This is a genomic window from Cytobacillus firmus, assembly GCF_023612095.1.
Lineage (GTDB): Bacteria > Bacillota > Bacilli > Bacillales > Cytobacillaceae > Cytobacillus.
Genome location: NZ_CP086235.1, coordinates 4,024,338 through 4,049,385, shown reverse-complemented (window position 1 = coordinate 4,049,385; position 25,048 = coordinate 4,024,338). Strand labels below are relative to the sequence as shown.

33 protein-coding genes, 2 pseudogenes and 1 riboswitch are annotated in these 25,048 nt (G+C 42.4%); of the genes and pseudogenes, 29 read left to right on the top strand and 6 right to left on the bottom strand.

Annotated elements, in window-relative coordinates; translation table 11 throughout:
• Window positions 1–36 precede the first annotated feature (36 nt).
• From gabT to LLY41_RS20555, 11 genes and pseudogenes are all read left to right on the top strand, one after another.
• Window positions 37–1,386, top strand: a complete 1,350-nt coding sequence (gene gabT / locus LLY41_RS20605) for a 4-aminobutyrate--2-oxoglutarate transaminase (RefSeq protein WP_251170052.1) — start codon at window positions 37–39, stop codon at window positions 1,384–1,386.
• 36 nt (window positions 1,387–1,422) lie between these two features.
• Window positions 1,423–2,843, top strand: a pseudogene (locus LLY41_RS20600) (aldehyde dehydrogenase family protein).
• Between the two features lie 180 nt (window positions 2,844–3,023).
• On the top strand, window positions 3,024–3,308 hold the full coding sequence (locus tag LLY41_RS20595; RefSeq protein ID WP_251170050.1) for a hypothetical protein: 285 nt from the start codon (window positions 3,024–3,026) through the stop codon (window positions 3,306–3,308).
• Window positions 3,309–3,518: 210 nt separating this feature from the next.
• Window positions 3,519–3,633: riboswitch (TPP riboswitch) on the top strand.
• 128 nt (window positions 3,634–3,761) lie between these two features.
• Window positions 3,762–4,085: pseudogene (locus LLY41_RS20590) on the top strand (phosphomethylpyrimidine synthase ThiC); the annotation flags it as partial.
• Window positions 4,081–4,689: a thiamine phosphate synthase gene (locus tag LLY41_RS20585; protein WP_251170049.1), complete on the top strand. Its 609-nt coding sequence runs from the start codon at window positions 4,081–4,083 to the stop codon at window positions 4,687–4,689. The pseudogene LLY41_RS20590 and the gene LLY41_RS20585, both read left to right, overlap by 5 nt.
• The gene (gene thiO / locus LLY41_RS20580; protein WP_251170048.1) at window positions 4,686–5,828 is read left to right on the top strand and encodes a glycine oxidase ThiO; all 1,143 of its coding nucleotides are present in this window, start codon (window positions 4,686–4,688) and stop codon (window positions 5,826–5,828) included. Before LLY41_RS20585 ends, thiO begins: the two co-directional genes overlap by 4 nt.
• Window positions 5,825–6,028: a sulfur carrier protein ThiS gene (gene thiS, locus LLY41_RS20575; RefSeq protein ID WP_251170047.1), complete on the top strand. Its 204-nt coding sequence runs from the start codon at window positions 5,825–5,827 to the stop codon at window positions 6,026–6,028. Before thiO ends, thiS begins: the two co-directional genes overlap by 4 nt.
• A gap of 1 nt (window position 6,029) precedes the next feature.
• The gene (locus LLY41_RS20570; RefSeq protein WP_251170046.1) at window positions 6,030–6,797 is read left to right on the top strand and encodes a thiazole synthase; all 768 of its coding nucleotides are present in this window, start codon (window positions 6,030–6,032) and stop codon (window positions 6,795–6,797) included.
• Window positions 6,794–7,813 (top strand): MoeB/ThiF family adenylyltransferase, encoded by a 1,020-nt coding sequence (locus LLY41_RS20565; RefSeq protein ID WP_251170045.1) that lies wholly within the window; start codon window positions 6,794–6,796, stop codon window positions 7,811–7,813. The genes LLY41_RS20570 and LLY41_RS20565 overlap by 4 nt, the downstream gene beginning before the upstream one ends.
• Before the next feature lie 119 nt (window positions 7,814–7,932).
• Window positions 7,933–8,436 carry a VOC family protein gene (locus LLY41_RS20560; protein ID WP_251170044.1) on the top strand — a complete coding sequence of 168 codons (504 nt, stop codon included), beginning with the start codon at window positions 7,933–7,935 and terminating at the stop codon, window positions 8,434–8,436.
• 547 nt (window positions 8,437–8,983) lie between these two features.
• Window positions 8,984–9,343 carry a hypothetical protein gene (locus LLY41_RS20555; RefSeq protein WP_251170043.1) on the top strand — a complete coding sequence of 120 codons (360 nt, stop codon included), beginning with the start codon at window positions 8,984–8,986 and terminating at the stop codon, window positions 9,341–9,343.
• 25 nt (window positions 9,344–9,368) lie between these two features.
• On the opposite strand, the gene LLY41_RS20550 is transcribed toward LLY41_RS20555, so the two are convergent.
• A complete protein-coding gene (locus tag LLY41_RS20550) occupies window positions 9,369–9,500 on the bottom strand; it encodes a hypothetical protein (RefSeq protein WP_285886263.1) in 132 nt (43 codons plus the stop codon).
• Window positions 9,501–9,784: 284 nt separating this feature from the next.
• Between LLY41_RS20550 and LLY41_RS20545 the strand changes: the two genes are divergently transcribed.
• From LLY41_RS20545 to LLY41_RS20495, 11 genes are all read left to right on the top strand, one after another.
• Entirely contained in the window at window positions 9,785–10,882 is a 1,098-nt protein-coding gene (locus LLY41_RS20545) for a serine hydrolase (protein ID WP_251170077.1), read from the top strand.
• Window positions 10,883–11,128: 246 nt separating this feature from the next.
• The gene (locus tag LLY41_RS20540) at window positions 11,129–11,740 is read left to right on the top strand and encodes a hypothetical protein (protein WP_304586467.1); all 612 of its coding nucleotides are present in this window, start codon (window positions 11,129–11,131) and stop codon (window positions 11,738–11,740) included.
• Complete coding sequence (locus LLY41_RS20535) at window positions 11,656–12,462, top strand: polysaccharide deacetylase family protein (protein ID WP_304586466.1); 807 nt, start codon at window positions 11,656–11,658, stop codon at window positions 12,460–12,462. Before LLY41_RS20540 ends, LLY41_RS20535 begins: the two co-directional genes overlap by 85 nt.
• Window positions 12,463–12,578: 116 nt before the next feature.
• The gene (locus tag LLY41_RS20530; RefSeq protein ID WP_251170041.1) at window positions 12,579–13,244 is read left to right on the top strand and encodes a YknW family membrane protein; all 666 of its coding nucleotides are present in this window, start codon (window positions 12,579–12,581) and stop codon (window positions 13,242–13,244) included.
• Window positions 13,245–14,363, top strand: a complete 1,119-nt coding sequence (locus LLY41_RS20525) for an efflux RND transporter periplasmic adaptor subunit (protein ID WP_251170040.1) — start codon at window positions 13,245–13,247, stop codon at window positions 14,361–14,363.
• Window positions 14,360–15,100, top strand: coding sequence for an ABC transporter ATP-binding protein (locus LLY41_RS20520; protein WP_304586465.1), 741 nt, complete (start codon window positions 14,360–14,362; stop codon window positions 15,098–15,100). The genes LLY41_RS20525 and LLY41_RS20520 overlap by 4 nt, the downstream gene beginning before the upstream one ends.
• Window positions 15,048–16,241 carry an ABC transporter permease gene (locus LLY41_RS20515; RefSeq protein WP_304586464.1) on the top strand — a complete coding sequence of 398 codons (1,194 nt, stop codon included), beginning with the start codon at window positions 15,048–15,050 and terminating at the stop codon, window positions 16,239–16,241. Before LLY41_RS20520 ends, LLY41_RS20515 begins: the two co-directional genes overlap by 53 nt.
• Window positions 16,242–16,301: 60 nt before the next feature.
• Window positions 16,302–17,003, top strand: coding sequence for a tubby C-terminal domain-like protein (locus LLY41_RS20510; RefSeq protein WP_304586463.1), 702 nt, complete (start codon window positions 16,302–16,304; stop codon window positions 17,001–17,003).
• Window positions 17,004–17,078: 75 nt separating this feature from the next.
• Window positions 17,079–18,080 (top strand): EAL domain-containing protein, encoded by a 1,002-nt coding sequence (locus LLY41_RS20505; protein ID WP_304586462.1) that lies wholly within the window; start codon window positions 17,079–17,081, stop codon window positions 18,078–18,080.
• Between the two features lie 144 nt (window positions 18,081–18,224).
• Window positions 18,225–18,740, top strand: coding sequence for a GNAT family N-acetyltransferase (locus tag LLY41_RS20500; protein ID WP_304586461.1), 516 nt, complete (start codon window positions 18,225–18,227; stop codon window positions 18,738–18,740).
• Window positions 18,741–18,797: 57 nt separating this feature from the next.
• Window positions 18,798–18,953, top strand: coding sequence for a DUF1540 domain-containing protein (locus LLY41_RS20495; RefSeq protein WP_095245781.1), 156 nt, complete (start codon window positions 18,798–18,800; stop codon window positions 18,951–18,953).
• A gap of 76 nt (window positions 18,954–19,029) precedes the next feature.
• On the opposite strand, the gene LLY41_RS20490 is transcribed toward LLY41_RS20495, so the two are convergent.
• On the bottom strand, window positions 19,030–19,299 hold the full coding sequence (locus LLY41_RS20490; RefSeq protein WP_095245780.1) for a hypothetical protein: 270 nt from the start codon (window positions 19,297–19,299) through the stop codon (window positions 19,030–19,032).
• A 257-nt stretch (window positions 19,300–19,556) separates the two neighbouring features.
• Here LLY41_RS20490 and LLY41_RS20485 point away from each other — a divergent pair, with 257 nt between their 5' ends.
• From LLY41_RS20485 to LLY41_RS20475, 3 genes are all read left to right on the top strand, one after another.
• Window positions 19,557–20,009, top strand: a complete 453-nt coding sequence (locus LLY41_RS20485) for a GNAT family N-acetyltransferase (protein ID WP_304586460.1) — start codon at window positions 19,557–19,559, stop codon at window positions 20,007–20,009.
• Window positions 20,010–20,075: 66 nt separating this feature from the next.
• Window positions 20,076–20,237 (top strand): hypothetical protein, encoded by a 162-nt coding sequence (locus LLY41_RS20480; RefSeq protein WP_304586459.1) that lies wholly within the window; start codon window positions 20,076–20,078, stop codon window positions 20,235–20,237.
• 100 nt (window positions 20,238–20,337) lie between these two features.
• Entirely contained in the window at window positions 20,338–20,481 is a 144-nt protein-coding gene (locus LLY41_RS20475; protein ID WP_304586458.1) for a hypothetical protein, read from the top strand.
• Between the two features lie 56 nt (window positions 20,482–20,537).
• On the opposite strand, the gene LLY41_RS20470 is transcribed toward LLY41_RS20475, so the two are convergent.
• From LLY41_RS20470 to LLY41_RS20460, 3 genes are read right to left on the bottom strand one after another with little or no spacing between them, the layout of a single operon-like run.
• Window positions 20,538–20,837 (bottom strand): putative quinol monooxygenase, encoded by a 300-nt coding sequence (locus LLY41_RS20470; RefSeq protein WP_304586457.1) that lies wholly within the window; start codon window positions 20,835–20,837, stop codon window positions 20,538–20,540.
• A 21-nt stretch (window positions 20,838–20,858) separates the two neighbouring features.
• Window positions 20,859–21,494 (bottom strand): nitroreductase family protein, encoded by a 636-nt coding sequence (locus tag LLY41_RS20465; RefSeq protein ID WP_304586456.1) that lies wholly within the window; start codon window positions 21,492–21,494, stop codon window positions 20,859–20,861.
• 37 nt (window positions 21,495–21,531) lie between these two features.
• Window positions 21,532–21,960, bottom strand: coding sequence for a MarR family winged helix-turn-helix transcriptional regulator (locus tag LLY41_RS20460; protein WP_095245776.1), 429 nt, complete (start codon window positions 21,958–21,960; stop codon window positions 21,532–21,534).
• Window positions 21,961–22,207: 247 nt separating this feature from the next.
• Here LLY41_RS20460 and LLY41_RS20455 point away from each other — a divergent pair, with 247 nt between their 5' ends.
• Window positions 22,208–22,717 carry a hypothetical protein gene (locus LLY41_RS20455; RefSeq protein ID WP_095245775.1) on the top strand — a complete coding sequence of 170 codons (510 nt, stop codon included), beginning with the start codon at window positions 22,208–22,210 and terminating at the stop codon, window positions 22,715–22,717.
• Between the two features lie 50 nt (window positions 22,718–22,767).
• Here the strand turns inward: LLY41_RS20455 and LLY41_RS20450 are convergent, their stop codons facing one another.
• Window positions 22,768–23,022, bottom strand: coding sequence for a YiaA/YiaB family inner membrane protein (locus tag LLY41_RS20450; protein WP_061793142.1), 255 nt, complete (start codon window positions 23,020–23,022; stop codon window positions 22,768–22,770).
• A gap of 290 nt (window positions 23,023–23,312) precedes the next feature.
• Here LLY41_RS20450 and LLY41_RS20445 point away from each other — a divergent pair, with 290 nt between their 5' ends.
• From LLY41_RS20445 to LLY41_RS20435, 3 genes are all read left to right on the top strand, one after another.
• Entirely contained in the window at window positions 23,313–23,588 is a 276-nt protein-coding gene (locus tag LLY41_RS20445) for a hypothetical protein (RefSeq protein ID WP_304586455.1), read from the top strand.
• A gap of 85 nt (window positions 23,589–23,673) precedes the next feature.
• A complete protein-coding gene (locus LLY41_RS20440; protein ID WP_304586454.1) occupies window positions 23,674–24,648 on the top strand; it encodes a DUF2268 domain-containing putative Zn-dependent protease in 975 nt (324 codons plus the stop codon).
• A 15-nt stretch (window positions 24,649–24,663) separates the two neighbouring features.
• A complete protein-coding gene (locus LLY41_RS20435) occupies window positions 24,664–25,047 on the top strand; it encodes a hypothetical protein (RefSeq protein WP_304586453.1) in 384 nt (127 codons plus the stop codon).
• Window position 25,048: the final 1 nt, after the last annotated feature.

Sequence of the window (25,048 nt, the reverse complement as noted above, 5' to 3'; positions counted from 1 at the left end):
TAAAAATAGACAGAAGAAGAGACGGAGGATATCCCAATGACATTAAAAATGAAATCTATTAACCTTAAAACTCCGATTCCTGGTCCGAAAGCATCTGAACTTTTGCTCAGAAGAGAGAAGGAAGTACCCCGAGGACCATTTAATACTGTGCCTTCTTTTGCCGAAAAAGCTGAGGGCGCATTAATAACAGACATAGATGGCAATACATTCATAGATTTTGCAGGTGCCATTGGCTCTCTTAACGCAGGCCATTGCCCGCCAAGAGTAGTGGAGGCGCTAAAGGAACAAATGGATAAATATATTCATCCATGCTTCCATGTCATGATGTATGAGCCATATGTGGCTTTGGCTGAAAAACTGAATGAAATCACGCCGGGGAAACATAGCAAAAAGACCTTCTTTTTGAACAGCGGGGCTGAAGCGGTGGAGAATGCCATAAAAATTGCCCGCAAATATACAGGCAGAAAAGGCATTATTTCATTTGAACGAGGATTCCATGGAAGAACCTATATGGCGATGTCACTAACCAGCAAGGTTAAGCCATACAAATTGGGGTTTGGGCCATTTGCTCCTGATACATATAAAATGCCCTATCCTTATTATTATCGTGCTCCAAAGGGGTGGACTTCCGAGGATGTCGACCAAGAGATCATTAATCAGTTTTCAGATTTCTTTTTAAGGGAGGTCCCTGCTGAGGAGATTGCTGCTGTGATTATGGAGCCCGTGCAGGGCGAAGGCGGTTTTGTTATTCCATCCAAGCGCTTTATCCAGGAAGTGAAAAGGATTTGCGCGGAAAACGGCATCCTTTTTATAGCGGATGAAGTCCAAACAGGTTTCGGAAGGACTGGAAAGATGTTCGCCATGGAGCATTTTGATGTGATACCGGACATCATGACTATGTCTAAATCCATTGCAGCCGGCCTCCCAATCAGTGCCGTAACCGGGCGTTCTGAGATAATGGATGCACCAAATCCAGGGGAGATTGGCGGAACCTACGGAGGAAGCCCGCTAGGTTGTGTGGCTGCACTTGAAGTAATTAAAATGATGGAAGAAGAAAAGCTGCCGGAAAGGGCCATTCACATCGGAGAAAGAATCGTACAAAGGTTTTCAGACCTTCAGGAGAAAGTCCCTGCTATTGGGGATATCCGTACATTGGGAGCAATGACATCCGTGGAGCTTGTTAAAGACCCGGATACAAAAGAACCTGATAAAGAATTGACTGCAAAAATAATACAGGAAGCAAATAGACGTGGTGTTATCGTAATGAGTGCAGGGCTTTATGGTAATGTTTTACGGATTTTAAGCCCTCTTGTCATCACTGATGAGCAGTTAATTGAAGGCCTGGATGTTATTGAAGAAATTATTTTAGAGCTTTGCCTTGGTTAAAAGCCGGGAAATTGAAGTGTAGAAAGGGAGGGTAATATGAAAAGACAGCACCTTTTTATCGGCGGGAAGTCTGTAGAAGCTAAAGAATATAAGCCTTTATACTCCCCGTATTCCGGGGAGCAAATAGCTGAGGTTGCGGCAGCTGATCAAGAAGAGATTGAAAAGGCGCTCCAGGCTGCTGAGGGAGCACGCGAAGAGATGGCAGGAATGCCCGCTTTCGAACGTGCAGCCATACTGGAAAACCTGGTGTTCTTGCTAAAAGAAAATGAGGAGAAGTGTGCAGAAATAATTGCCCTTGAGTCCTCAAAACCCATTTCAACCGCAAAAGGAGAAGTGGCCCGCACGATCATGACCTATAAGCTTGCTGCTGAAGAGGCAAGGAGAATTCATGGAGAGACTATCCCGATGGATGCCGTTCCAGGGGGGAGGATCGAATTGCCTATACAGTCCGGAAGCCAATTGGGATTGTTGCAGCAATTACCCCTTTTAATTTCCCGATGAATCTGGTGGCACATAAGGTAGGGCCGGCCATTGCTGCAGGCAACACCATCGTGCTGAAGCCTGCCTCGCAGACACCATTAAGTGCCTATTTTGTCGGTGAGCTTCTGGAAAAAGCGGGGCTTCCGGGTGGCGCCCTCAACATTATCAGCGGATGCGGAAGCACTGTCGGCAGCCAGCTTGTAAAAGATGATCGTGTGAAAAAAATCACGTTTACTGGAAGCCCGAAGGTTGGAATAGGTATCCGCAGCAAAGCAGGACTGAAAAAGGTGACGCTAGAACTGGGATCTAACTCAGCGCTTATAGTAGATAAAAACGTGGATATTGATCCGATTATTGAGCGGGCAGTTGGCGGAGCGTTTTCAAATGCCGGCCAGGTGTGCATCTCATTACAGAGGATGTATGTTCACGAAGATCTGTATGAGGGGTTTATAGAAAAATTTGCAGAGAAAACAAAAGCGTTAAAACTGGGGGATCCTCTAAAAGCAGATACCGATATTTCAGCTCTTATTTCGCCTGGGGATGTGGACCGTTCACTTGATTGGATAGAAGAGGCGAAGGAACATGGCGCTGAAGTTTTATGCGGAGGCGAAAGGGAAGGAAATATACTGCATCCAACTGTTTTGATCAATGTTAAGGCTGAAAGCAAAGTTTCCTGCCAGGAAGCATTTGCGCCAGTTGCTGTGATAAATAAGATTTCTTCTGTCGCTGAAGCAATTGAATTAGTTAATGATTCGAGGTATGGGTTACAGGCCGGAATTTATACAAATGATATCCATTCTGCAATGGAGGCTGCGGATCGGCTGGAAGTAGGCGGAGTTATCATCAATGATATTCCTACATACCGTGTCGACCATATGCCATACGGAGGTGTTAAAGAAAGCGGCATAGGCAGAGAAGGTGTAAAGTACGCGATTGAAGAAATGACTGAACTAAAGCTTGTGGTGATTAAAAAATAAAGAAAGACCCTGCTCGCAGCTATTTCATTCAAATGTGGGCAAGGGTCTTTTAAATTAGGAACTATTAAAGTTGGGACTAAAATAGAAATTCCAAGTCAACGGCAGATTATGTTTATATAAAGAGAATCAGGGAATGAAACTATTAAAGAAACATAATACTGCCAAAGGAGATGACAACATATGAAGTATAAGAAGCTTTTACTTTCAGTCCCATTGGGTGCAGGATTATTGTTGGCAGGGTGCGGAGCAGATGAACAGGAGCCCCCGCCGGAAACGGAAGATGTGGAAATGGAAGATAATCAAATGGAAGAAAACAATAATGGTGATGGTGAAATGCAGGATCCCGGAACATCAGAGGAGTCTGATATGGAGGAGCCTGGCATGAATGAAGAATCACCACAGGATGAAGAGAACATGGATGAAAGTGATATGGATATGAACGATGGAGGTTCTGAAGAGAACTAATGAAGAAACATATCTAAAAAATGGAGAAAACGTCTGCTAATGGCAGGCGTTTTTGTATGTTTTTTCAAGAATTTGAATGTCTAAGCCGTGGAGTATTCAGCTGCAGGAATACAAGTGATCTAGCGGGAAAAAGCAGAAGCTTTTTCCTACTCATTATAGAAATCCCTTTTATTTGTTTTCAGAATTATGTATACTACAATAGAATTAAATAGCAATAACTAGGGGTGCCCAATAGCTTGGGCTGAGAAAGAAACGCGCTAAAGTTTCTTGACTCTTTGGACCTGATCTGGATTATACCAGCGTGGGGAAGTTAGAATGTGCAAAGGTTTCTTTGTGCAAAGACATCTGCGGTTAAGCCGGTCCATCATTATGTGGACCGGCTTTTTTACATATGTTGCACTACCTCGGTTCCAGGTCTCGTCCTTATATTTTTTAATAAAGGAGAGATGATCAATGACTGCTTTAAATCAGGAAAGCATTTCTATTATGTCGAGCTTTGCTGGCAACAAAAAAATCTATGTGGAAGGATCTAGACCGGATATCAAGGTTCCGATGCGGGAGATAGAATTAAGTCCCACCACCGGAAGTTTTGGCCAGCAAATAAATGAGCCGGTTCGCGTTTATGATACGAGCGGTCCTTATACAGATCCTCAATACTCGGCAGATCTAAAAACTGGGCTTCCCGCTCTGATAAACCGGTGGATTCAGGAACGCGGGGGTGTTGAAGAGTATGATGGTCGGGAGATTAAGCCCGAGGATAACGGATTCCGCTATGAAAAAACAGCTGCACGTTATTTCTGATGGAAAGCTGACTCCAAAAGCCTTCGCTGAATTGGCAGCTAAACTGGAACCCTTTACGGATCGCTTTCACTTAAGGGAAAAACATCGAACCTCAAGGGAGCTATATGAAGCAGCCGAGCTCCTTCTTAAAAAGGGTGTTCCTGTTAAAAAGATCATAATAAATGATCGTGCAGATGTTGCCTGGGCACTGAAAGCAGGTGTGCATCTTGCTTATCACAGTCTGCCGGCTGATATTGTAAAAACGAGTTTTCCGGATTTACCTGTTGGCTGTTCTGTACATTCATTGGAGACTGCTGAAGAGGCTGCCAAGCAAGGTGCTGATTATGTCCTGTATGGGCACATATTTGAAACAGACTCCAAGAAGGGAGTCCCGCCAAGGGGGACGGGGTCTTTGGAGAATCTAAAAAAGGCAGTGGACATTCCGGTTTTGGCAATTGGAGGCATTAAACCAGAGAACGTACCGGAAGTACTGCAGGCAGGGGCCGACGGCATTGCTATCATGTCAGGGATATTGCAGGCAAAGGAGCCTTCAGAGGCAGCAAAGCTCTTTTCAAAAATGTTAAATGAGGAGGGGATATGATGAGGAAAAAGTTTGATGCCGTTATAGCCGGCGGAGGCATTAATGGCAGCTCTATTGCTTTTCAACTGGCAAAAAGAGGGTATAAAGTGGCTGTTTTGGATAAAGGGAAAATAGCCGGCAAGGCCTCAGGGGCGGCTGCTGGAATTTTAGGAGTGCAAACGGAATTGACCGAAGACGGCCCGCTGTTCCAGCTCGCATGCAAAAGCCGCTCCATGTACCGGAGTCTGATTCCTGAACTGGAAGACTTATCACAAGTGCATATTGGCTATCAAAATAAGGGTGTATATAAAGTGGCAGCTAATATAGAAGAAGAGGTGAGTTACAAAAGGTTAATAGAAAGCCAGCAAAAAGCGGGTGAGGTGGCAGAATGGCTTTCGATGGATGATCTGGTTAAACGTGAACCATTCGTATCAGCAAAATTAAGGGGGGCGATGTATATACCGAATGATGGACAGGTACAGGCATATGAATTGTCCCTTGCCTTTGCAAAAGCTTCTATGGCTCTCGGAGCAGAAATTTATGAATATACCCATGTGACAGATTTTATTTTAAATGATGAAAGGGTGTATGGGGTCAGAACCAGCCAGGGAGAGTTTCTGGCAGATTCCGTTATCGTTGCTTCCGGTGCTTGGAGCAGGGAGATTCTTGAAAAAACGGGCATTGTGCTGCCCATTATTCCGGTTAAAGGTGAGTGTTTCTCGGTCAAGGTTGAAAAGCCTCTTGTACAGGGGACGATCTTTTCCCATGGATGTTATATCGTCCCGAAGCAAAATGGGAGACTGGTAGTTGGGGCGACAGTTAAGCCCCATTCATTTGATGAAAAGGTGACTGTTGAGGGTATATCTCTGCTGATGGAAAGGGCTCAAAATCTGGTCCCGGATATTGCGAATGCAGAATGGGAACGAGCATGGACAGGAATTCGCCCGCAATCGGCTGATGGGAAACCTTTTTTGGGACAGCATCCAGCCATTGACGGGTTATATATCGCAGCGGGACATTTCCGCAATGGGATCCTCCTTGCTCCGGCAACAGGAGAGCTGATGGCAGACATCCTTGAAGGCAGGGCGGAGCGGCCTAACCCGTTTGTGTTGTCCCGCGTTGAATATATAGGCCATTCATCGAAAGGGGTGGTTATGTGAATATCGTCATTAATGGTAATGCTGTGGAGCTGCCGAAGTTAGTTCACTCAGTTTCCCTTTTGCTTCAACACTTTCAGCTGGAGAAAAAGGTAGTGATTGTCGAGATAAACCAGCATATTTTGGACAAATCCGTGTATGCTGAAACGATTTTGTCAGATGGAGATCGAATCGAAATTGTACATTTTGTAGGAGGCGGATGATTTGTTGAAAATTGGACCATATGAATTTAGCTCCCGGCTGCTGCTTGGAACCGGAAAATATCCAAACTTTGATGTGCAAAAGGAAGCTGTAGAAGCTTCAGAAACAGAAGTGCTTACGTTTGCCGTACGCCGTATGAACATTTTTGAAGCAAATCAGCCCAACTTTTTAGAAAAGCTGGATTTAAAGAAATATAAATTACTCCCTAATACGGCAGGGGCGAGTACGGCTGAGGAGGCTGTGCGAATAGCAAGGTTATCCAGAGCTTCGGGGCTCTGTGACATGATTAAGGTTGAGGTGATTGGATGCAGCAAAACACTTCTTCCAGATCCAATCGAAACCATAAGAGCAGCGGAGATACTATTAGATGAGGGATTTATCGTTCTTCCCTATACTTCTGATGATGTCGTCCTTGCCCGAAAGCTTGAAGAACTAGGCTGTCATGCGGTTATGCCATGTGCTTCGCCAATCGGGTCAGGGCAGGGAATTATTAATCCTAATAATCTTCAATTTATTACAGAGCAGGCTGCTGTGCCGATTATTGTGGATGCTGGAATTGGGAGCCCGGCAGATGCGGCATTGGCAATGGAGCTGGGGGCAGATGGAGTGTTATTAAATACGGCTGTCTCCTCTGCAGATGATCCTGTCAAAATGGCAAAAGCTATGAAACTCGCTATTGAAGCAGGCAGGCTGGGATATGAAGCAGGACGGATGCCCAAAAAACGTTATGCAACAGCAAGCAGTCCGGAGGAAGGAACGGTCTTTAGTTGAAGGAACGATACTCCCGCCAAATGTTATTTACTCCGATTGGTAAAGACGGACAGCTAAAGCTAATGAAAAAACACGCCTTGATTATAGGAGCTGGTGCGTTAGGGGCGACAAATGCAGAAACGCTCACCAGGGCAGGCATCGGCCAATTAACCATTGCCGATCGGGATTATGTGGAGTGGAGTAACCTGCAGCGCCAGCAGCTATATTGTGAAGAAGATGCAATCCGAAAAGTGCCCAAAGCGATCGCAGCAGCTAAACGCCTGAAATCCATCAATTCAGAGGTGAAAATTAACCCGCGCATTATGGATGTAGGTATACAGGAACTGGAAGAGCTGATAAAAGGTGTTGATTTAATCATTGACTCAACAGATAATTTTGACATTCGCTTCCTGATCAATGATATTTCTCAAAAATTCCGGATCCCCTGGATATATGGCGGCTGTGTGGGGAGCTATGGTTTAAGCTATACCATTCTCCCTGGGGAGTCACCCTGCCTGCATTGCCTGATGGACAAATTGCCATTGGGAGGAGCCACTTGCGATATCGCTGGTGTGATTCAGCCAGCGATTCAAATGGTTGCGGCTCAACAGTCAGCTGAAGCATTAAAGATATTGGCAGAAGACTTTGATTCCTTACGCGGGACACTTGTTTCTTTTGATATATGGAGAAATCAATTCAGTTCTGTTAAAGTTTCTTCCTTAAAGAATCCGCAGTGTGAATCATGCGGCACGGATCCAGTTTATCCATTCCTGGACTATAGAAACCAGACAAAAACAGCTCTGCTTTGCGGAAGGGATACCGTTCAAATCCGGCCGTCAGCCCTCCACGCTGTAGATGTTGCGTATTTGGAAAAATCCCTGGCAGCTCAAGGAATAAGTATAGAGGAAAACCCCTATTTACTCTCATTTTCGGTTGATGAAGCCAGAGTGGTTGTATTTAAGGATGGAAGAGTGCTGGTGCACGGGGTAAATGACATTCTGCAGGCAAAGAACCTGTATCATCGTTTTCTGGGATAAAGAGCTGTGCCTGCCGCTGAGCGCGGCAGGCTTTATTGATTAATAGGAATTCATCAATATAAAAATGAAAAATAGGCTAAAATGGAAGAGAGGACAATATATAAGCAGGAGTTGATAGCATGGAACATAAAATCCAAAAAATCACCCCAAATTTATGGTTCAACACAGAAGCTGAAGAGGCGGCAAACTTTTATACTTCGATTTTTAAGAACTCAGCTGTCATCCAGATTACCCGCTATGGAAATGAAAGGCACGAACATAGCGGCGTGACAGAGGGAAAGGTTATGACAGTGAAGTTTCAGCTGGAGGGACAGGAGTTTGCTGCACTGAATGGCGGGCAACAATTTAAGTTTAATGAGGCTATTTCTTTAATTGTCAATTGTGAGAATCAAGAAGAAATTGACTACTATTGGGAAAAGCTCAGTGAAGGCGGGGACGAGAAGGCACAGAATTGCGGCTGGCTTAAAGATAGGTTTGGTGTTTCCTGGCAGGTTGTACCTGCAGAGTTAGGGGAAATGATCAGCAGCCCTGATTCTGAAAAAAGCGAGAGGGTAATGAAGGCATTGCTTCAAATGGAATCTAAGATTGATTTGGAGACTTTAAAGAAAGCATTTGAAGGCTAAAAAAAGACCTGTCCTCTACCATTTCAAAGACTGGCCTTTTAGTAATTACTTATCCTCTCTAAATAAGTAGCTATTCCCATCCTGGTCTTTAAACGGAAACATGGTTCCAAAAGGCATATTTAGCATATCTCAACTTCCACGCCATTCTGTTTCATTTGTTCATAGGCAGCTTCAATAGCATTTGTGCTGAATAGGATGGATTGGTGGGCAACAGCAGACGGGTTTTGCTGTTCCATCGCAGCCTTTCAATAAAGTACCAGAGTCGTAATCTCATCATCGCTTGGTCCAACTTCAATCCAGGATGTATTTGGGCCCATAGGCGGCTCGAACTTGAGCACAAACCCCATTTTATTCAGCCAAAAGTCTTTTGCCTGCTCCTGTTCTCAACGTATACTGTGACTTTGCCAAATTTATTGATCATATTAAAAACTCCTTTGTTTCAACTTGAATCACATGAAGTTTATCAGCCCATGCCGGGAAAAATAATCCCGCGTTAATCCGCTCCTAATGGGAGATAATTAATGTAAACACTGAGAGGAGAGGGGTTATGCACATTGATTCCATACGGTTTACCGATCCTCCTGTCCATCATCAATTTCCGTCTTTATACGAGAACTTGGGACTTCCAGAGGTTTCCTCCTATATTGAACAGAAATATGAATTTGATTTTACCATAGGAAAAACGAAAAGAACTGGTTATGGAAGCATTCGAATGTATAAGCAATATGAAGTGTTTAAGGTGATTATCATCGAAAAATTAACAGGATTCGGACCTAAAAGGCTCATAGAACTGGAGAGGCTCCTTATGGATGAGGTTAAGAAGCCATTCATAGACAATATAGAAGAGGATATTACCCCGCAAAAAGTATTCCACATGCATTTTGGCCGACAGGATAGGAGGAAATAGGGACAGTTTAACTGTCCCGTATGGCTTACTTAGTATGGTCTCTTTGGGCTTTTAAAGCGATTCTTTCGAGACCATTCTCTCTGTCATCCATGAATTCCGGATCTTTCGGAAGTGCATTATTTTTATGTTCTGAACGGCTTTTCTTATTCTTTTCCATGATATTTCACCTCCTTAAAACCCATGAAATTATCTGCGTTTTTAGTTTGCATCCTTTTTATGAGGCTATGCCCTGTGATTATGTTTTTAACATTAACTAAAATAGACTTTTTTGTTCAATCAAACGTTTGATTGAATTTGCTATAGATCCCAATCTACAAGCAAAATCTGTGTTTAAGAGCCGGAATTAAAAATTCATTTGTTTTTTCCAAAATAATGAAACTTTCATGATTGCTTATCGTATTTAAAAGTAAAGCGTAATCAGGGAGTGTTTCTTTTTTGAAGATGTTTAGGATAATCGTCATAATCGTTCTTATTCTGGCAGCAGCTTTGGCCATATTTGTGTATCTAAAGGGGAAAAGCAGCGGTGATCCTGAGTCGATTATCGGATATGTTCAGGAACACAAGAACACAGAGAATATGGCTTTGGTTATTCGGCATAATGATGAAGACTGGGTCAATATCAATGAGGATGTTCCGCTTCCTTTAGCCAGCACAGTTAAAATTATTGTGGCCATTGAATATGCACGCCAGGCAGAGTCAGGAAAAATAGACCCCAAAGAAAAAGTCGATTTAAAGACCCTGGAAACATACTATGTTCCTAAAACAGATGGCGGAGCGCATCAGGCTTGGATTGATAGTCTTTCAGAAGAGGCGGAGAGTGTCCCACTAAGCGAAGTGGCAAATGGAATGATTGCGTATAGCTCGAATGCAAATACAGATTTCCTGCTGAATGTCCTGGGAATTGAAAATGTAAATGAACTTGCAGACGAACTTAAGCTTCCCAGTCATGAAAAGATGTATCCGATTGTCAGTGCCCTTTATATCCCGATGGAGCTGATGGAGGAGGAGGGATTCACAAAAGAAGAGGCACTTAATGAATTGAAGGGCATGACTTTGGAGGAGTATCGAACTAGGGCTATAGAGATCCATCAAAAATGGGAAAGCCAGCCTCCTAATGAGAGGGAGAAGGCGAAAGCAGTAAAGGTTCTTGATATGGACTTTCAAAGAATCTGGTCCGACAGGCTTCCGCGGGCTTCAGCTGGCGATTATGCAGATCTTATGAGGCAATTGAACAGTAAAAACTCCCTTTCAAAAGAAGTCCATTCTTATTTGGACCCGGTTTTGGAGCAGCTGATGAAAAATCCCAGCAATCGGGAATGGCTTCGGCATGCAGGGCAAAAGGGCGGATCAACAGCCTTTGTTTTCACTATCAGCATGTATGCAACTGATAAAGAGGGCAACCGCACCGAGATGGCATTTTTTGCAAATGATTTAAATAATGCTGAATTTAAGGTACTTTCAAGGAATATGAACAGTTTCCAGCTGGAATTTCTGACAAATAGCAAATTCCGCAACTCTGTAAGGGAGAAGCTGAATTAAAATCTTAGAAAAAGCATTCGTTGTTAATAGCGAATGTTTTTTTACATAGGAAGTATGAAAAGAGAATTCGTTCAATAGCTGTGCAGGTATGATATTAGGGGAGAAATTTCCTGGTTTTATAAATACAGAAACAAAAAAGAAGGTCTCTCGTCTAATAAACGAGAGGGTTTTTTTAACTCCACAAACTTAGCGGCACCCTCTTATACGAAGAAAATACACTTATCAATCACAAAGGAGTGCCTTAAAATGAGAAAGAATTTTGCTTTGATAGGGGCTATGCTCAGTCTCTTTATTATGGCAGGCTGTCAGGGCTTAAAATTATCAGCAGACACAGCCGCGTTGGTAACCTATCACTCCAGTCAGGAAAGCGGCCTTGAAAAAAGGGCCATCCCCAGCAAGACCAGGGAAGAGAAAGAAAAGCTGTTAGCCGAGGCTAAGGTTTCATCCCAACAATACGATTACGAAAAAGCTATTACATTATTAAAGCAAGCAGGTATTTCTGGTGATAAAGACATACAGAGAGCTTTAGATGATTATGAAAAACAAAGAAATCATCTCGTCAAATGGCATGATAACAGCAAGATTCCTCATTTATTTTTCCACTCATTGATTGCAGATGCTTCTAAGGCATTTGATGGTGACAGTATGACTCAAGGCTATCAGGATTACATGGTAACTATTGATGAATGTAAAAAAATCTTAAACGAATTATACAAAAGAGGATATATCCTTGTAAATCTTGAGGATATTGCAAAAACCAATTCAGAGGGGAAATGGTTTATCAGGATATTTTATTGCCTCCTGATAAAAAACCATTGGTGCTGTCCCAGGATGATGTCAGTTATTATGAGTATATGATGGGAGACGGATTCCCCAAAAATTTAACGATTGATGCTAATGGAAATATCACAAATACTTATCTAAATGACAAAGGAGAAGCCATTCATGGATCGTATGACCTGGTTCCCATCGTGGATGACTTTGTTGAGCAGCACCCGGATTTTTCCTATAAGGGATCAAAAGGAATTATTGCATTAACCGGATATAACGGGGTATTGGGATATCGCACTTCGGAGAGCTCCTATGGCCCGAATAGTGAAAAACCTAATCCAAACATTAAAAAAGATCAGCAGCAGGCGAAAAAAGTAGCAAATGTAATGAAGCAGAAGGGGTGGACGTTTGCTTCACATACGTGGGGACACCTTGATGCAGGGAAGGTATCTATAGAACATTTAGAAAGAGATCTGCTTAAATGGAAGCGAGAGGTTGAACCGATTACAGGACCTGTAAACACCATTATTTTCGCGTTTGGCAGCGATATTGGGGACTGGCACCGGTATTCAGGTGCAAAATATGATTTATTGAAAAGCATGGGTTTTGCTTATTATGCCAATGTTGATGCATCAAGCACTTCTTGGTCTCAAATAGGACCGGATTACTTCAGGCAAGCACGCATAAATTTAGACGGGATCCGTATGCGTGCAGCGTTAACTGGACAAAGTGAGGTATTAAAAGATTTTTTTGATGTTGAACGAGTTTTTGATCCTTCCCGGCCAGGTGCGAATAAGCTTTTACAATGAAGAACATGAGAACCGCCCCATATTATTAGGATGAAAATGTAAATTTTTGAAACCTTTTCTATATGATTCCGTAATGCATAGAGGAATTATTTTTAACTAGAATAGGAGTGTTCTATATGGAAGAGGTAGTAAAAACGAGCAGTGAAAAGCCTAGTTTACTAGGGATGATATGGAGTCCGGGGGAGCAGTTTGACCGGATCCGCCAGAATCCGAAGATTTGGGTGCCGCTCATATTGGTGAGTATTATTTATGCAATCGGCACTGTTTTATTGGCAATGTCGATGGATGCTTCATATCTGGACCTCGAAGGGATGAGTGGTGCAGAAGCCGAAATGGTGATGATGTTTGCCAGAGCCGGAGTTGCAATTACAGGTATTTTCACTCCGGTATTTGTGGCGCTGATTTCCAGTGCTATCTATATGATTTTCACAAAGATTGCTGGATCTGATGCGACGTTTAAACAGCTATTCTCTATGAATGTCTATATTATTGTGATTGGCGGTTTGGGACTTATCCTTAACATGGCATTGAGAGCTGCAATCGGCGGAAATCCGGATATTTTTATTACCAGCTTAGCAGGTCTGATAAATAGCGAGAAGCCAGGAGTCTTAGGTTCTTTTGAATTATTCAGCATTTGGCAGACCGTTATCACGGCGATAGGACTTCATCGGGTGGCAGGATTATCAAAAGGCTGGGCTTGGGGAATTGCGATTGGGTTCTTCATTATTGGCATTCTATTTACCTTACTCAGCACTACGCTCTCAGGAATGACTGGTGTTTAAATGAAGAAGAAGGTTTGGATTGCCATCGGAGTGACGGCTTTGGTTTTACTGATGGCTGGAGTGAGCATCTACAGGCAGGCATTCGCGAAAGGACCTGAAGTAAATACCGCCCATCCGGTGCAGGAAGAAATAACAGAACAGATAATGATACCCGGAACTGTGAAGCTGGTGAATGAACAGAAGATATATGCTTCTCCCGAAAAAGGCGAAATAAAGGAATTTCTTGTGGATGTGGGGGATTCAGTCAAAAAAGGAGAGGTTCTGGCCAGGTATGATGAGCAGACTTTAGCCCTTGAACTGGAAAAGGTTAAACTCCAGGCTGAATCAAGTTATCTAAAAATCAATCAGCTGGAAAAACAGGAAGGTGAGCTGGGTGAAAAGGAAAAGGAACTGCGCAAACAGGCTGGAAAAAAAGAAGCTGAAAAACAGATACAGCCTGAAAGAGATCAGCTAAAGCTGGAAAAGAGATTGGCGAATCTGGAATTAAGCCAGGTGCTTCTGCAGAAGAAGGATATTGAAAAGCGCCTGGAAGAATTAGAGGTTAAGAGTACGATGGATGGTGTGGTGCTCCAGGTTAATAAAGCAGCGTCATCCGACCCATCATCAGCAGGAAAGCCAGTCATTTATATTGGAGATCTGAGAGCAACTTTAGCATCGGGTCTTCTTTCAGAATTCGATTCATTGAAGGTCAAAGAGGGGCAGAAAGTGACCCTCCGTTCCGATGCAGTTCCTGGAGAGGAATGGAAGGGTGAAGTCAGCGAAGTGGCTGACATGCCTGAAGAGAATCAGGCAATAAACCCTGCCGAAAATAGTGCGCCGCAGTATCGGGTGGAGACTTCGGTGAAGGAGATGTCCTTGAAACCAGGTTTTCAGCTCATAATGGAAATCGAGACGGATAAAAAGAAGGCACTCACTGTTCCTGCAAACGCAGTGATAACGGGAGACAGCAGTGTATATGTATTCGTGGTCAGGGATCAGAAAAGCTACAAACAGGAAGTGGAAACTGGTGTTGCTTCCGGAGATAAAATCGAGATAACAGGCGGACTTGAAGAGAAGGATCTAATCATTACGAATCCATCAGATCAGCTGAAGGACGGCGTGGAAGTGGATGCGGAATGATCAGCTTAAGAGGCATAACCAAGTCCTATCAGGCGGGAAAAGAAAGCATTGAAGTATTAAAAGGAATTAACCTAAGCATTGAGCAAGGTGATTCTGTAGCCATTATGGGACCATCCGGGTCGGGCAAATCCACACTTATGAATATTATTGGATGCCTCGATCTGCCGACAGAAGGAATATATGAACTGGATGGAGAGAATATATCCCATTACTCGGAAGCAGAGCTGGCCAAGGTCAGAAATCAGTCGATCGGGTTTGTGTTTCAGCAGTTTCATCTGCTTCCGAGGCTGACGGCTATTCAAAATGTGGAGCTGCCGATGATTTACAGCGGCCTTGCCAAAAAGGAACGATTGGAACGGGCGGAAGCAGCGCTGGTTAAAGTGGGCCTGGCCGATCGGATGGGGCATCTGCCGAATGCCTTATCAGGAGGGCAGAAGCAGCGGGTTGCCATCGCCCGGGCGATTGTGAATGAGCCGAAAATCATCTTGGCGGATGAACCGACAGGTGCACTAGATACGAAAACAAGTGCCTCCATTATGGAACTGTTCAGTGAGCTGAACCATGAAGGATCAACAATTGTAATGGTGACACATGAACCTGAGATAGCAGAATATGCTCATCACACGATTATGGTGAGGGACGGGCTGATCGTGAACGCTGAACCTTCCCGGAGGGGACGCCTGTATGAGCTTTTTAGAAAATATCAAAATGGCGCTCAGCTCATTGAAGGCGCATAAAATGAGATCGATTTTAACCATGATTGGAATCATTATTGGTGTTGGGGCGGTCATCATTGTAGTTGCCATCGGCCAGGGCGGAGAAGCGATGCTGAAGACGCAGCTGACAGGCCCGGGCAATACAGTGGAATTATTTTATCAGCCTTCTGAGGAGGAAATTCAGGCAAACCCGAACATATTTAATGAAGCTCCTTTTGACGGTGAAGATATCAAAGCACTGGAGCAGATTTCAGAGGTTAAACGGGTAGTTGCTTCAAGCTCACAGTTTTCACAGGCTTCATATGGAGAACAGACTGCAGAGACTTCAACGACAGGAGTAGGTCCTGCCTATTTTGAGCTGAACAATGTGAACCTGGAAAAGGGGCGATCCTTCACGGCTGCCGATTTCCTTGGCGGTCGCAGAGTGGGGCTTATCAGCTTTTCCATGCAGGAGGAGCTCTTTGACGGCAAGTCACCGGTTGGTGAAGTGATCCGGATTGGGAACCAGCCGATTGAGATTATTGGCGTTATGGAAAAGCCGACAGGACTCTTTTCATTCGGTGTTCTGGAGATCTATGTGCCTACGAAAACATGGCAGACCATTTATGGCAAAAGTGACTTTACCCAGGTGACGCTCCAGGCAGAATCCGCTGATCTGCTTCAGACAGCTGGAAAGAAGGCTGCCAGCTTACTTAACAAGATGCACAATACAGAAGAATCTTATATGGTCATCAACATGGAAGAAATGGCAGAAGGAATCGGCCAGATTACAAAGGTCATGACGTTAATCATCGGCAGTATTGCCGGCATCTCGCTGTTTGTCGGCGGAATTGGCGTCATGAATATCATGCTCGTGTCTGTTACAGAAAGAACGAGGGAAATCGGCATCCGTAAAGCACTCGGAGCGACCAGGGGACAAATCATGGGACAGTTTTTAATCGAATCTGTGACCTTGACCTTAATCGGCGGAGTGCTGGGAATCCTGCTGGGCTGGGGTTCAGCATCTCTCATTTCATTCTTTGCAGGCTGGCCATCTCTCATTTCGTGGCAGGTCGTGGCCGGAGCCCTATTCTTCTCAATGGCGATCGGCATTATATTCGGACTGCTTCCTGCTAATAAAGCTTCACGGCTGAGTCCGATTGAATCTTTGCGGTATGAGTGATTAGTAAAGAGGCTATCTTCGGCTGAGGCTGGGGGTAGTCTTTTATTTGAGGTGAACATAATGATTCAATTAAATATTATTTTTGTTTTGTTTATATTAGCCTTGCTTGCGCGGTACTTGGTGTTTGGAGCATTCGAACCCGCTATGTTTGCTGCTGCCTTTTTGTTTCCTGCTGCATCTGTCGTGATTTTTTTCATTAGTAAGAGACTTGCAGACAGGGAGCGGGCTTATCTGCCGAAATCAAAGGATGACTGGTCATTTTATCATATCCAAAAATCGTTAATGATTGAAAAGCCGCTTTTTAAAGGACGAAATATGAGAGGATACGTAAAACGGTATTTTCCTCAGAGATGGCAGTATGCTTTAGGAGATAGCTTCGGTTTAAATTGGTATTTGTCTTTTGAAGTACGCATTGACCAGGATTTGTATGATGTACGCTGGTATCGTAAAAAGTGGATAAGCCAACAGGATCAATGGAGGATCTATAAGAACGGAACGCAAATAGGAGAAGCTCATACAGTCATCACCTTAAAGAATTCGGCAAAATTAAAAGAAGCTATTGAATACAGACTTCATGACGTTTCTTATATTTCCTCTGCCTCATCGGTTATGTCTGCCATTACTTTAACTAGAGAAACAGAAGTGCTTGGCAGATTAAAACGGAGTCATATTATTAGCGGCGTTCAGGTAATCAATGTGGAGGACAGCAATCACGACTATCATGTTGCATTAATCATTCATTCTTTTTATTTTAAAAACTGATTCAATGCGTTTTACCTATAAGCAATCCGGTAATATAGTAAAATAGAACTATTACATAATAAGGGTGTGCTTAGGATGAGCTGTAATGCTTGTATGGTGCAGGATTTGCGCTTTGAGGTAAAGGCAGATGGAGAACAAAATTGCCGGATGCTTACAAGCGTGATTGAACATTTGGAGCGAAAAGGCGTTTTGGTGGAAGCTGATTCAGACCGGTTTGTGCTGAAGGAAGACGGCATGCGGGATTTTCTTGATTTTTGCAGGGACCATATGGAAGCTGAGAGTGTCAGCTTCAGATCGGCCGATGAGGTGTGGCGCCCCATTGCGGATGCTGCTGAGATCCTGGATAGCCAGTGGATTGATGAAGTGATTGCCAATGGGCTGGTTACGTGTCATGCACAGCCGATTCTCAATGGAGATGAAGAAGTGTTCGCCTATGAGATGCTGGCGAGATTTTACCGGGAGGATGGGTCTGTGATTTTCCCTGGAGAAATATTTGGTGCAGCCAGAAAGCGCGGGAGGCTGTATGCGCTCGATCGCTTGTGCCGGATGACGGCGGTCAGATTTGCTTCGTTTATCGATAAAAAGGCATTTATCAATTTTATTCCTACAAGCATTTACTCGCCGGAGTTCTGCCTGAAATCAACGGTACAGCTTGCTGACCGCTTAGGTGTGGATCCGAATCGGCTTGTATTTGAGGTAGTGGAAACAGATAAAGTGGAGGATACGGATCATTTGAAAAGGATCCTCGCTTATTATAGGGAAAAAGGATTCCGCTATGCACTGGATGATGTGGGCGCCGGGTTCAGCACCATCGAGTTATTGAGCGAGCTGCAGCCGCATTATATGAAGCTGGATATGAAATATGTTCAGGGCGTGTCAACAGATCCAGAAAAACAGAAAACAGCGGAAGCTTTTTTACAGCAGGCAATGAAGATGGGGTCCGTCCCGCTTGCTGAAGGGATTGAAACCCGGGAAGACTTTGAGTGGCTTAGAGACAGAGGATACCAGCTTTTTCAGGGATATTTGTTTGGAAAACCTGCGCCGATAGCTGAAAAAGACAGAAAAATAATATCCTAGTGCTGAATTAGCAGGAATGGACCAGTATTTTTCGAATAAAAGGTGTGCCGGGAAAACTTCTGTGCGCTCAGTAAATTTTAAAGGAAATACGGCTGAAATCAACGAACATACATAGGATGAAAACAGCTGAATAGGGGTTAAGAAATGGAGCTTAAAACAGAGAGGCTAATAATCCGTAAGTTTAAATCAGAAGACTGGCAGGCAGTTTATGAGTATACATCAAATTCGGAAGTGATGAGATACATTCCGGAAAGTGTATTTACAGAAGAAGCGGCAAAAGAGTTTATCCGCAAAAATATAGAGAAAGCTGACCATTTCCCTGTTTTTATAGAAGGGGATATTCTGATCGGCCATATAGGATTTCATAAGTATTTTGGTAATCATACATATGAAATTGGCTGGGTATTCAATCCGAAGTTTTATAATAAAGGCTATGCATCAGAAGCAGCATATGCTGTTCTGAAATATGGCTTCGAAAAGCTTGGCCTGCACAGAATTATCGCAACCTGCCAGCCCGAGAACCCGCCGTCTTACCGTGTGATGGAGAAAATCGGCATGAGGCGGGAAGGCTTTTTCAAAAAGTGCATTCCACATGGAGATGAGTGGTGGGATGAATACTATTATGCGATTTTAAAGGAAGAATGGAATTCAAATAAATAAAGGGCCATGTATATCACCATCCTGATTTGAAGAAAATATGGCCAGGAGGTGATATACATGGCTAAAGATGTTCTTTGTGAAGTAAATAACTGCACTTATTGGGAACAGGGAAATAAGTGCTCTGCAGAAGCTATTTATGTTGTCAGCCATAAAGGCAAGCAGGCGTCCAACAGCAAAGAAACAGACTGTAAAACGTTTGAGCCGGAAATGTAAGCCAAAAGGGTAACCGAAATGGTTACCTCCCTGCTATTTATTATTGATAATAATTATCAGTTTCATTCAAAAAAATTTACCATGCTGATTCTTTTGTTTTTCGAAGTGGAGTCAGTTTTTTCATGTTTTTAAAGATTTTATAATGGGCAGTGCCTACTTTTTCTTCTACATAATCCAATGAATAATCACCCGATGGATCAGATAGTTCCCCAATCGCACGTGATAGGTGATCAATGACTGTTCTGTATGATTCATTCTTCTTAGGGTCTTCCTTTGAGTTCATTTCTAGCATAATGTCGTGAGCAAGGCTTTGAATTCTCCGTAAACGAATTTGCTTCGCTGGCATATGATCGCATCCTCCCCTTTTTTTGCTGAATCAATATATTATATATGGCCTTTCCATAAAAAAAATAACTATATTCTGATGTGCGCATTTACTGGAATAATATAGTATAATGAGTGGGTCTTTTTTTTTCTGACAATTTGGTAAAAGGAGGCGTTCAATATGCTAAATAAAACTTTAGTTATTATGGATCAAAATAAGGGGAGAACGCCTAATTAATAACAGCGTTTCCCCAAAAATGAGAAAAGGGGAAATATATTTTGAATACTGGCAAAGTGAAAATTGAAGAAGTTACCGCAGACAATTGGTATGACTGCTGTTTATTAGAGCTTTCAGAGGAACAAAGAGCCTATATGGAGCCAAATGCTGTTTCCATTGCGCAATCTAAATTTGAAACAGCGCTGAAACCGTATGTGATTTACTTGGAAGATAAAGCTGTCGGCTTCTTAATGTTTAATACATACTTAGAAGAATTGGATGCGTACTGGATTTACCGGATTATGATTGATAAGGCGCACCAAGGCAAGGGGATAGGCAAAAAAGCAACGGAATTGATGATCTCAGAGATGGCGAAACTGCCAAATGCGAAAAAACTTGCAGTAGGCTACCATCCAGAAAACCTTGGGGCGCACCAGCTTTATGCAAGTTTGGGGTTTGAAGATCAAGGTCACCGTTTTGGGAAGGAAATGGCGGTTGTGAAAGATTTAGGCTAAGGTCTGATAATCGAAAGCTCGTCTTATTTCCTTGCGAAAACAGGGCAGAAGGCAGGTTGAGAAATAATGGAATTTATGATTTTCTTATTTGTTTTCTTTCTTTTTCTGGCAATCAGTTCCGTAATGAATGTGTTATTCAAGATGACGGAAAAGAAGCATTGGGGCATGTCACTGCTGCTGAGCCTGGTGCTGGCTGTCATAACAATTGCCATTTTGGGAATTAAATAGGAAGAATGAGGTCCGGGGAAGATTCCCGGGCTTTTTCTGTGTATAAAAATGCTTGGTAAACACAAACTTTAGGTATCTTACAACGGAAAGGTGATTGAAAATGGATAAAGAATATCAATTTGCAAATTTGTCCGACGGGGATCTGCAGCAGGTGCATAATCTGGAAAAACGCTTAAGTGATGAAAAGGGAGAAGAAGTCATTCTAATCGCTTATCATGACCAGAAAGAGAATCAAAAGGATTAAAAACGTTAAAAAAACGCTTGGGAATCTTCTTTCCCAAGCGTCTTTATGTCTATCATTTATTTTTCATCTACAGGTTTCGCATCATATACTTCCACCTGAGGAGGGGCAGCAAAATACTCAGGTGCTTTTGCCGTAAATGATGTAAAGTGTTCAGTCTGGTTGTGGAACTTCACAGCGTCCATATCCTTCCACAGTTCCACCATAGTATAAGCCCCCGCTTTTTCTGTATCTTTTACAAGGTCATAAGAGATATTGCCTTCTTCTGCTCTGGAAGCCTCAATCAGCGGACGGATTTCAACCAGAAAATCATCTTCTTTATCAGTTTGTATTTGGAAGCCAGCATGAATAATGATCATGTTGCATTTCTCCTTTGTGAGTTATTTCCACTCCGTGATATCTTCAACAGGCAGGCGGACCGATTTGTAGCCTTGATCAGCAGCTTTCCCGATGGAGATTAGCATGACAGGATAGTAGCGTTCCTTGTCCAAATCAAAGGCTTCGGCAATGCGGTCTTTTTCATATCCGCCAATTGGATTAGTATCATAGCCATGGGCGCGGGCTGCAAGCATTAGCTGCATGGATACAAGACCGGCATCAATCAGGTTCATTTCTTTCTTTTGCTCGAATGTCATATTTTCTGCTAAACCTTTGATGGCTGGAACCTGCTTGTCTCTTACATCAGCAGGCATGTATCCTTTTTCAACTGCAGTATCATAAATTTTTTCAATGAAGGCTTCGCTTTTCATATCAACAAAGACGGCAACAACAGCTGCTGATGTCTCTACCTGACGTTGATTGAATTTTGCGAGTGGTGCCAGTGTTTCTTTGCCTTCTTGTGAATCGATTACTACAAAACGCCATGGCTGAAGGTTTACAGATGAAGGAGCTAAAGAGGCTTCTTCCAGGATTTGAGCCATTTCTTCTCTGCTGATTTTCACAGTTGGGTCATAATTACGGATGGAACGGCGGCCTGTGACGATTTCTTTATAGTCGTTAATAGTTGTTTTTATCATGATGAACTCTCCTTTATGTTTTTTCTGGATGAAAAAATTACATATTATCTACATTTTCCTGGATGCGAGTGAGCATATTTAATAGTGTGCTTCGCTCAAGCTCCGAAAAGCCGTTCAGGATTTTGGAAATAAAATGCTGCTTTTCTTCACAGTAAGCAGCAATCTTCGTTTTGCCTTCCTCAGTCAGGCTGACATAAGTAAAGCGGTTATCTTCAGGATTTTTCCTGCGGATCACCATGCCTTTTTCTTCAAGTTGCTTAAGATGTCTTGTGACAGCAGCATGATCGATATTCACTTTTTTCTGCAGCTCACGCTGTGTAATTTCTTCCGCTTCAAAAAGCTCCCGGAGAATCTCAAGCCGCGACTGGCTGATGCCTGTACAGCGTTCAAACTTCGGCATTGTCTGCTTACTGAGCTCAAACAGCCGGGCCGCGATTAATTCTTCTTCCTTTGAACATTTGAACACAGCATCCCCCGCCTTTTTAGATAATTGATAGGTCAATGATTGATATGTCAATTAATATACTGCAGAAATTTTTATTAATCAACCGTCCTGCTCATCTGCGGATATTTTTTTGTTTTTATTTATAAATTCATCTTACTTTTATATACGAATATGGTAATATAAGGTAAAGGTGAAGGGGTGAAGTCCTATCCAGCTTGCTCATGAAAAAGGTTTAATACCAAAGATATTCAGTCTAGGACTGATTTACGTGTTAAGCGTAATTCCCATCAGCATCATTTGCGTTAACTTCATTCATAAATTCTACTTTCATCCTCCATTCTTCCTGGCATTTAGCACCAATAAACTTTCATATGTAATTTTTAGTGCAGGATTTTTTCTTTTGTTCGCTGTGGTTGGGGTTTTTCTGTATTCCAGGGAAGTTAAGTCCTCAAAGCGGCTGACTTTAGCAGCTGGTTTCTTATTAAGCCTGTCTCTTCTCATATTCTATATGTCTTTCGATGTGTACACCTATGTGGATGAAAAAGGGATACATATAAATAGCGCATCAGATGTAAGAGCTATTGATAGTTATCCTTGGGAAGAGGTGGTTTCAGTCACCCAGCTAAACATGAGAGGGGTGCCGGCTCAGCTTGAGATTGTTTTAGAAGGGGATAAAAAAATTGTGATGAATTTGCATGCTGACTGGTATGCCAAGAGAAGGGCATTTTACGAAGTGCTGCACGAGTATGAAATTCCGCTTAATGGAGTAGAAAAATAAGTGCCTGTCAACTTATCAGGCACTTATTTCTTCAACTCATGTGTTCTTATTTATTGATCAATTTTAGCTGATCTGCGCTCTTGCTCTGCAAGGATTTCTGCATCTTCAGCATTATCCCGTGTCACCTTTTGAGTCAGAATGGACCCAACTGCAACCAGAAGCATGACCGCAATATAATAACCTTTCTCGTTGAGCTGCATTTCGGCATTATAGAGGCCGATTAGAAATAAACCAACACCGGCAATCAATGTAAAGTAGGCCAAAAATGTAAAAGCTGGCGTGTTTCTCCTTCTATACTTTTGCATAAGTTTCAATCCCCTTTTTTCATAACGTTCTTTCTCGTTTTCTCTTTTCATGGATGTAACATTTTATTCTTTATGAATTAAAATTATCCTTTTTTATGAAAAAATGCAACAAATATTCATGGGTGCTTTTTACTGTTTTTGGATTTTGTTGAAAATTCATATATTTAATAAGTGAAAAAGGTTAGTTTTAAACTTGTATTTTTCTAAGGAGGTACATATGTTAGCAAATATTGGTGTCCCAGGACTAATTCTGCTTTTACTTTTATTATTTATAGCAAGCGGGATATTTTTTGTTACTTGGCTGCTTAAGAAATAACGGAGATGAGGTGGCTGAAGTGCGCTATATTTTGTTAATTGCTGTAATAGGCTTGTTGGTCTTTATTCTTTTTCGGATGTTCAAGTTCAGAAGAGGCATCTCAAACAGCAACTTTACCCCAATCGATGACTTGGACAATGGGCTGGCTAGAGGCAGCAGCAAGAAACCCCATAAGCTTGAATTGAGAAGTGAGATTTCATACGAAGAAACACCAGATAATAATAGTAGACAAAAACAAGTGAGGTTCTAAGTATAAATTTTAGGAGATTGATATGAAAGATTCTGAAGAATACAATAAATTATGAAAAATATTTAATTGAAATGGAGGGATATATTTGAAGAGAATTTCACTTTTGAGGACAGGTGTGCTGCTGATGGTCATGCTGTTTACATTGGCTGCCTGTTCTGAAAAAGAGGAATCAAGTGCGGAGCACGATAATGAGCCTGCAGGTGAGGATAAGGTTATTTACTCTTTTGAACATCCAGAGACAAAACAGAGGTTCAAGATTGTTAATGCATATAAGCTATTCAGCGGTTATTTGGATAAAGTGGAAAAGGAGCAGAACAGCTCAAAGTATTCAATCTATAAAGATGAAGTCATTTCTCCTGTTTATGACGATTGTTTCAAAAGTGGCGAATACTTACATATGGCAGATTCCATCCTGGATAGTGAACCTGAAAGTCTTAAAGAAATAAAGGGTGTTATTGAAAAGATTGATGAAGATCAAACAAATAAGATTATTAGAGAAGCCCTGCTTAAGTCATCAGATATTTTACCGGGCAAGAAAGAAACGGCTGTTTGTGTATTTCCTGTTGAACTGTCGGAGGATACACCTCTTATGGTCAACGTTGGAGCCGGGAAAATAACTGTTTTCTATAATAAGTATTATACCGAGGAAACGATTAGGATGGGTATTGCTCATGAATACCATCATAGTGTTTGGACTGAAGAATATCTGGATGGGAATCTGGACTTTACAGTTCTGGATAATCTAATCTTTGAAGGAAAAGCAGTCATGTTTGAAAAGCTGGTTTATTCTGATCTTCGGCAGCTTACTTCCATTAATCAAAGTTTTAATAAAACCTATTGGTCCAAGATTGAAAAGGACTTAGATAAGGTGGACGGATATCGATCCAGCCAAATTATTATGGGCGGCGGTGAGCTTCCGCGTCATTACGGATACAGTGAAGGCTACAAAATGGTCGAGTCGTATCTCAAGCTGCATCCGGATACTGCACCGGAAGAGTGGACAGCCTTGAGAGCGGAAGAGATCTTTCAAGAGGGGCAGTATTTTAAAAATTATCAATAGCACTGAGGAGGAGTTATGGTGAAAAAAATGCCTTTTGAAAGACCGCTGCCTGATCGTTTATCCGGGCTGGAATTCATTTTCAAAGAGAATAAAGCACCATTTAAGAAGAAGGCCCAGGATACGTTTATGAAGCAAAAGACTGATGTTTTCCCATTAATGAACTTGATGAGCATAAGTTGTTCAGCTGTATTGTTCCTTGCAGCATATAATTTTATAGGGAATCTATTGCTTTTTCTCGTTTTCAGCATTCCGATTTTCTGGGCAGTGGTGAAATTGATTCATAATCCGTTTGTTAAAAGAAAATTAATAACTGCTGCTGAAAAGTTCAGCCTGAATACCCTATATATAGTTTATTTTATTTTGTATGCAGTTCTATTTAGCTCGGTGGCTAGTGGATAGG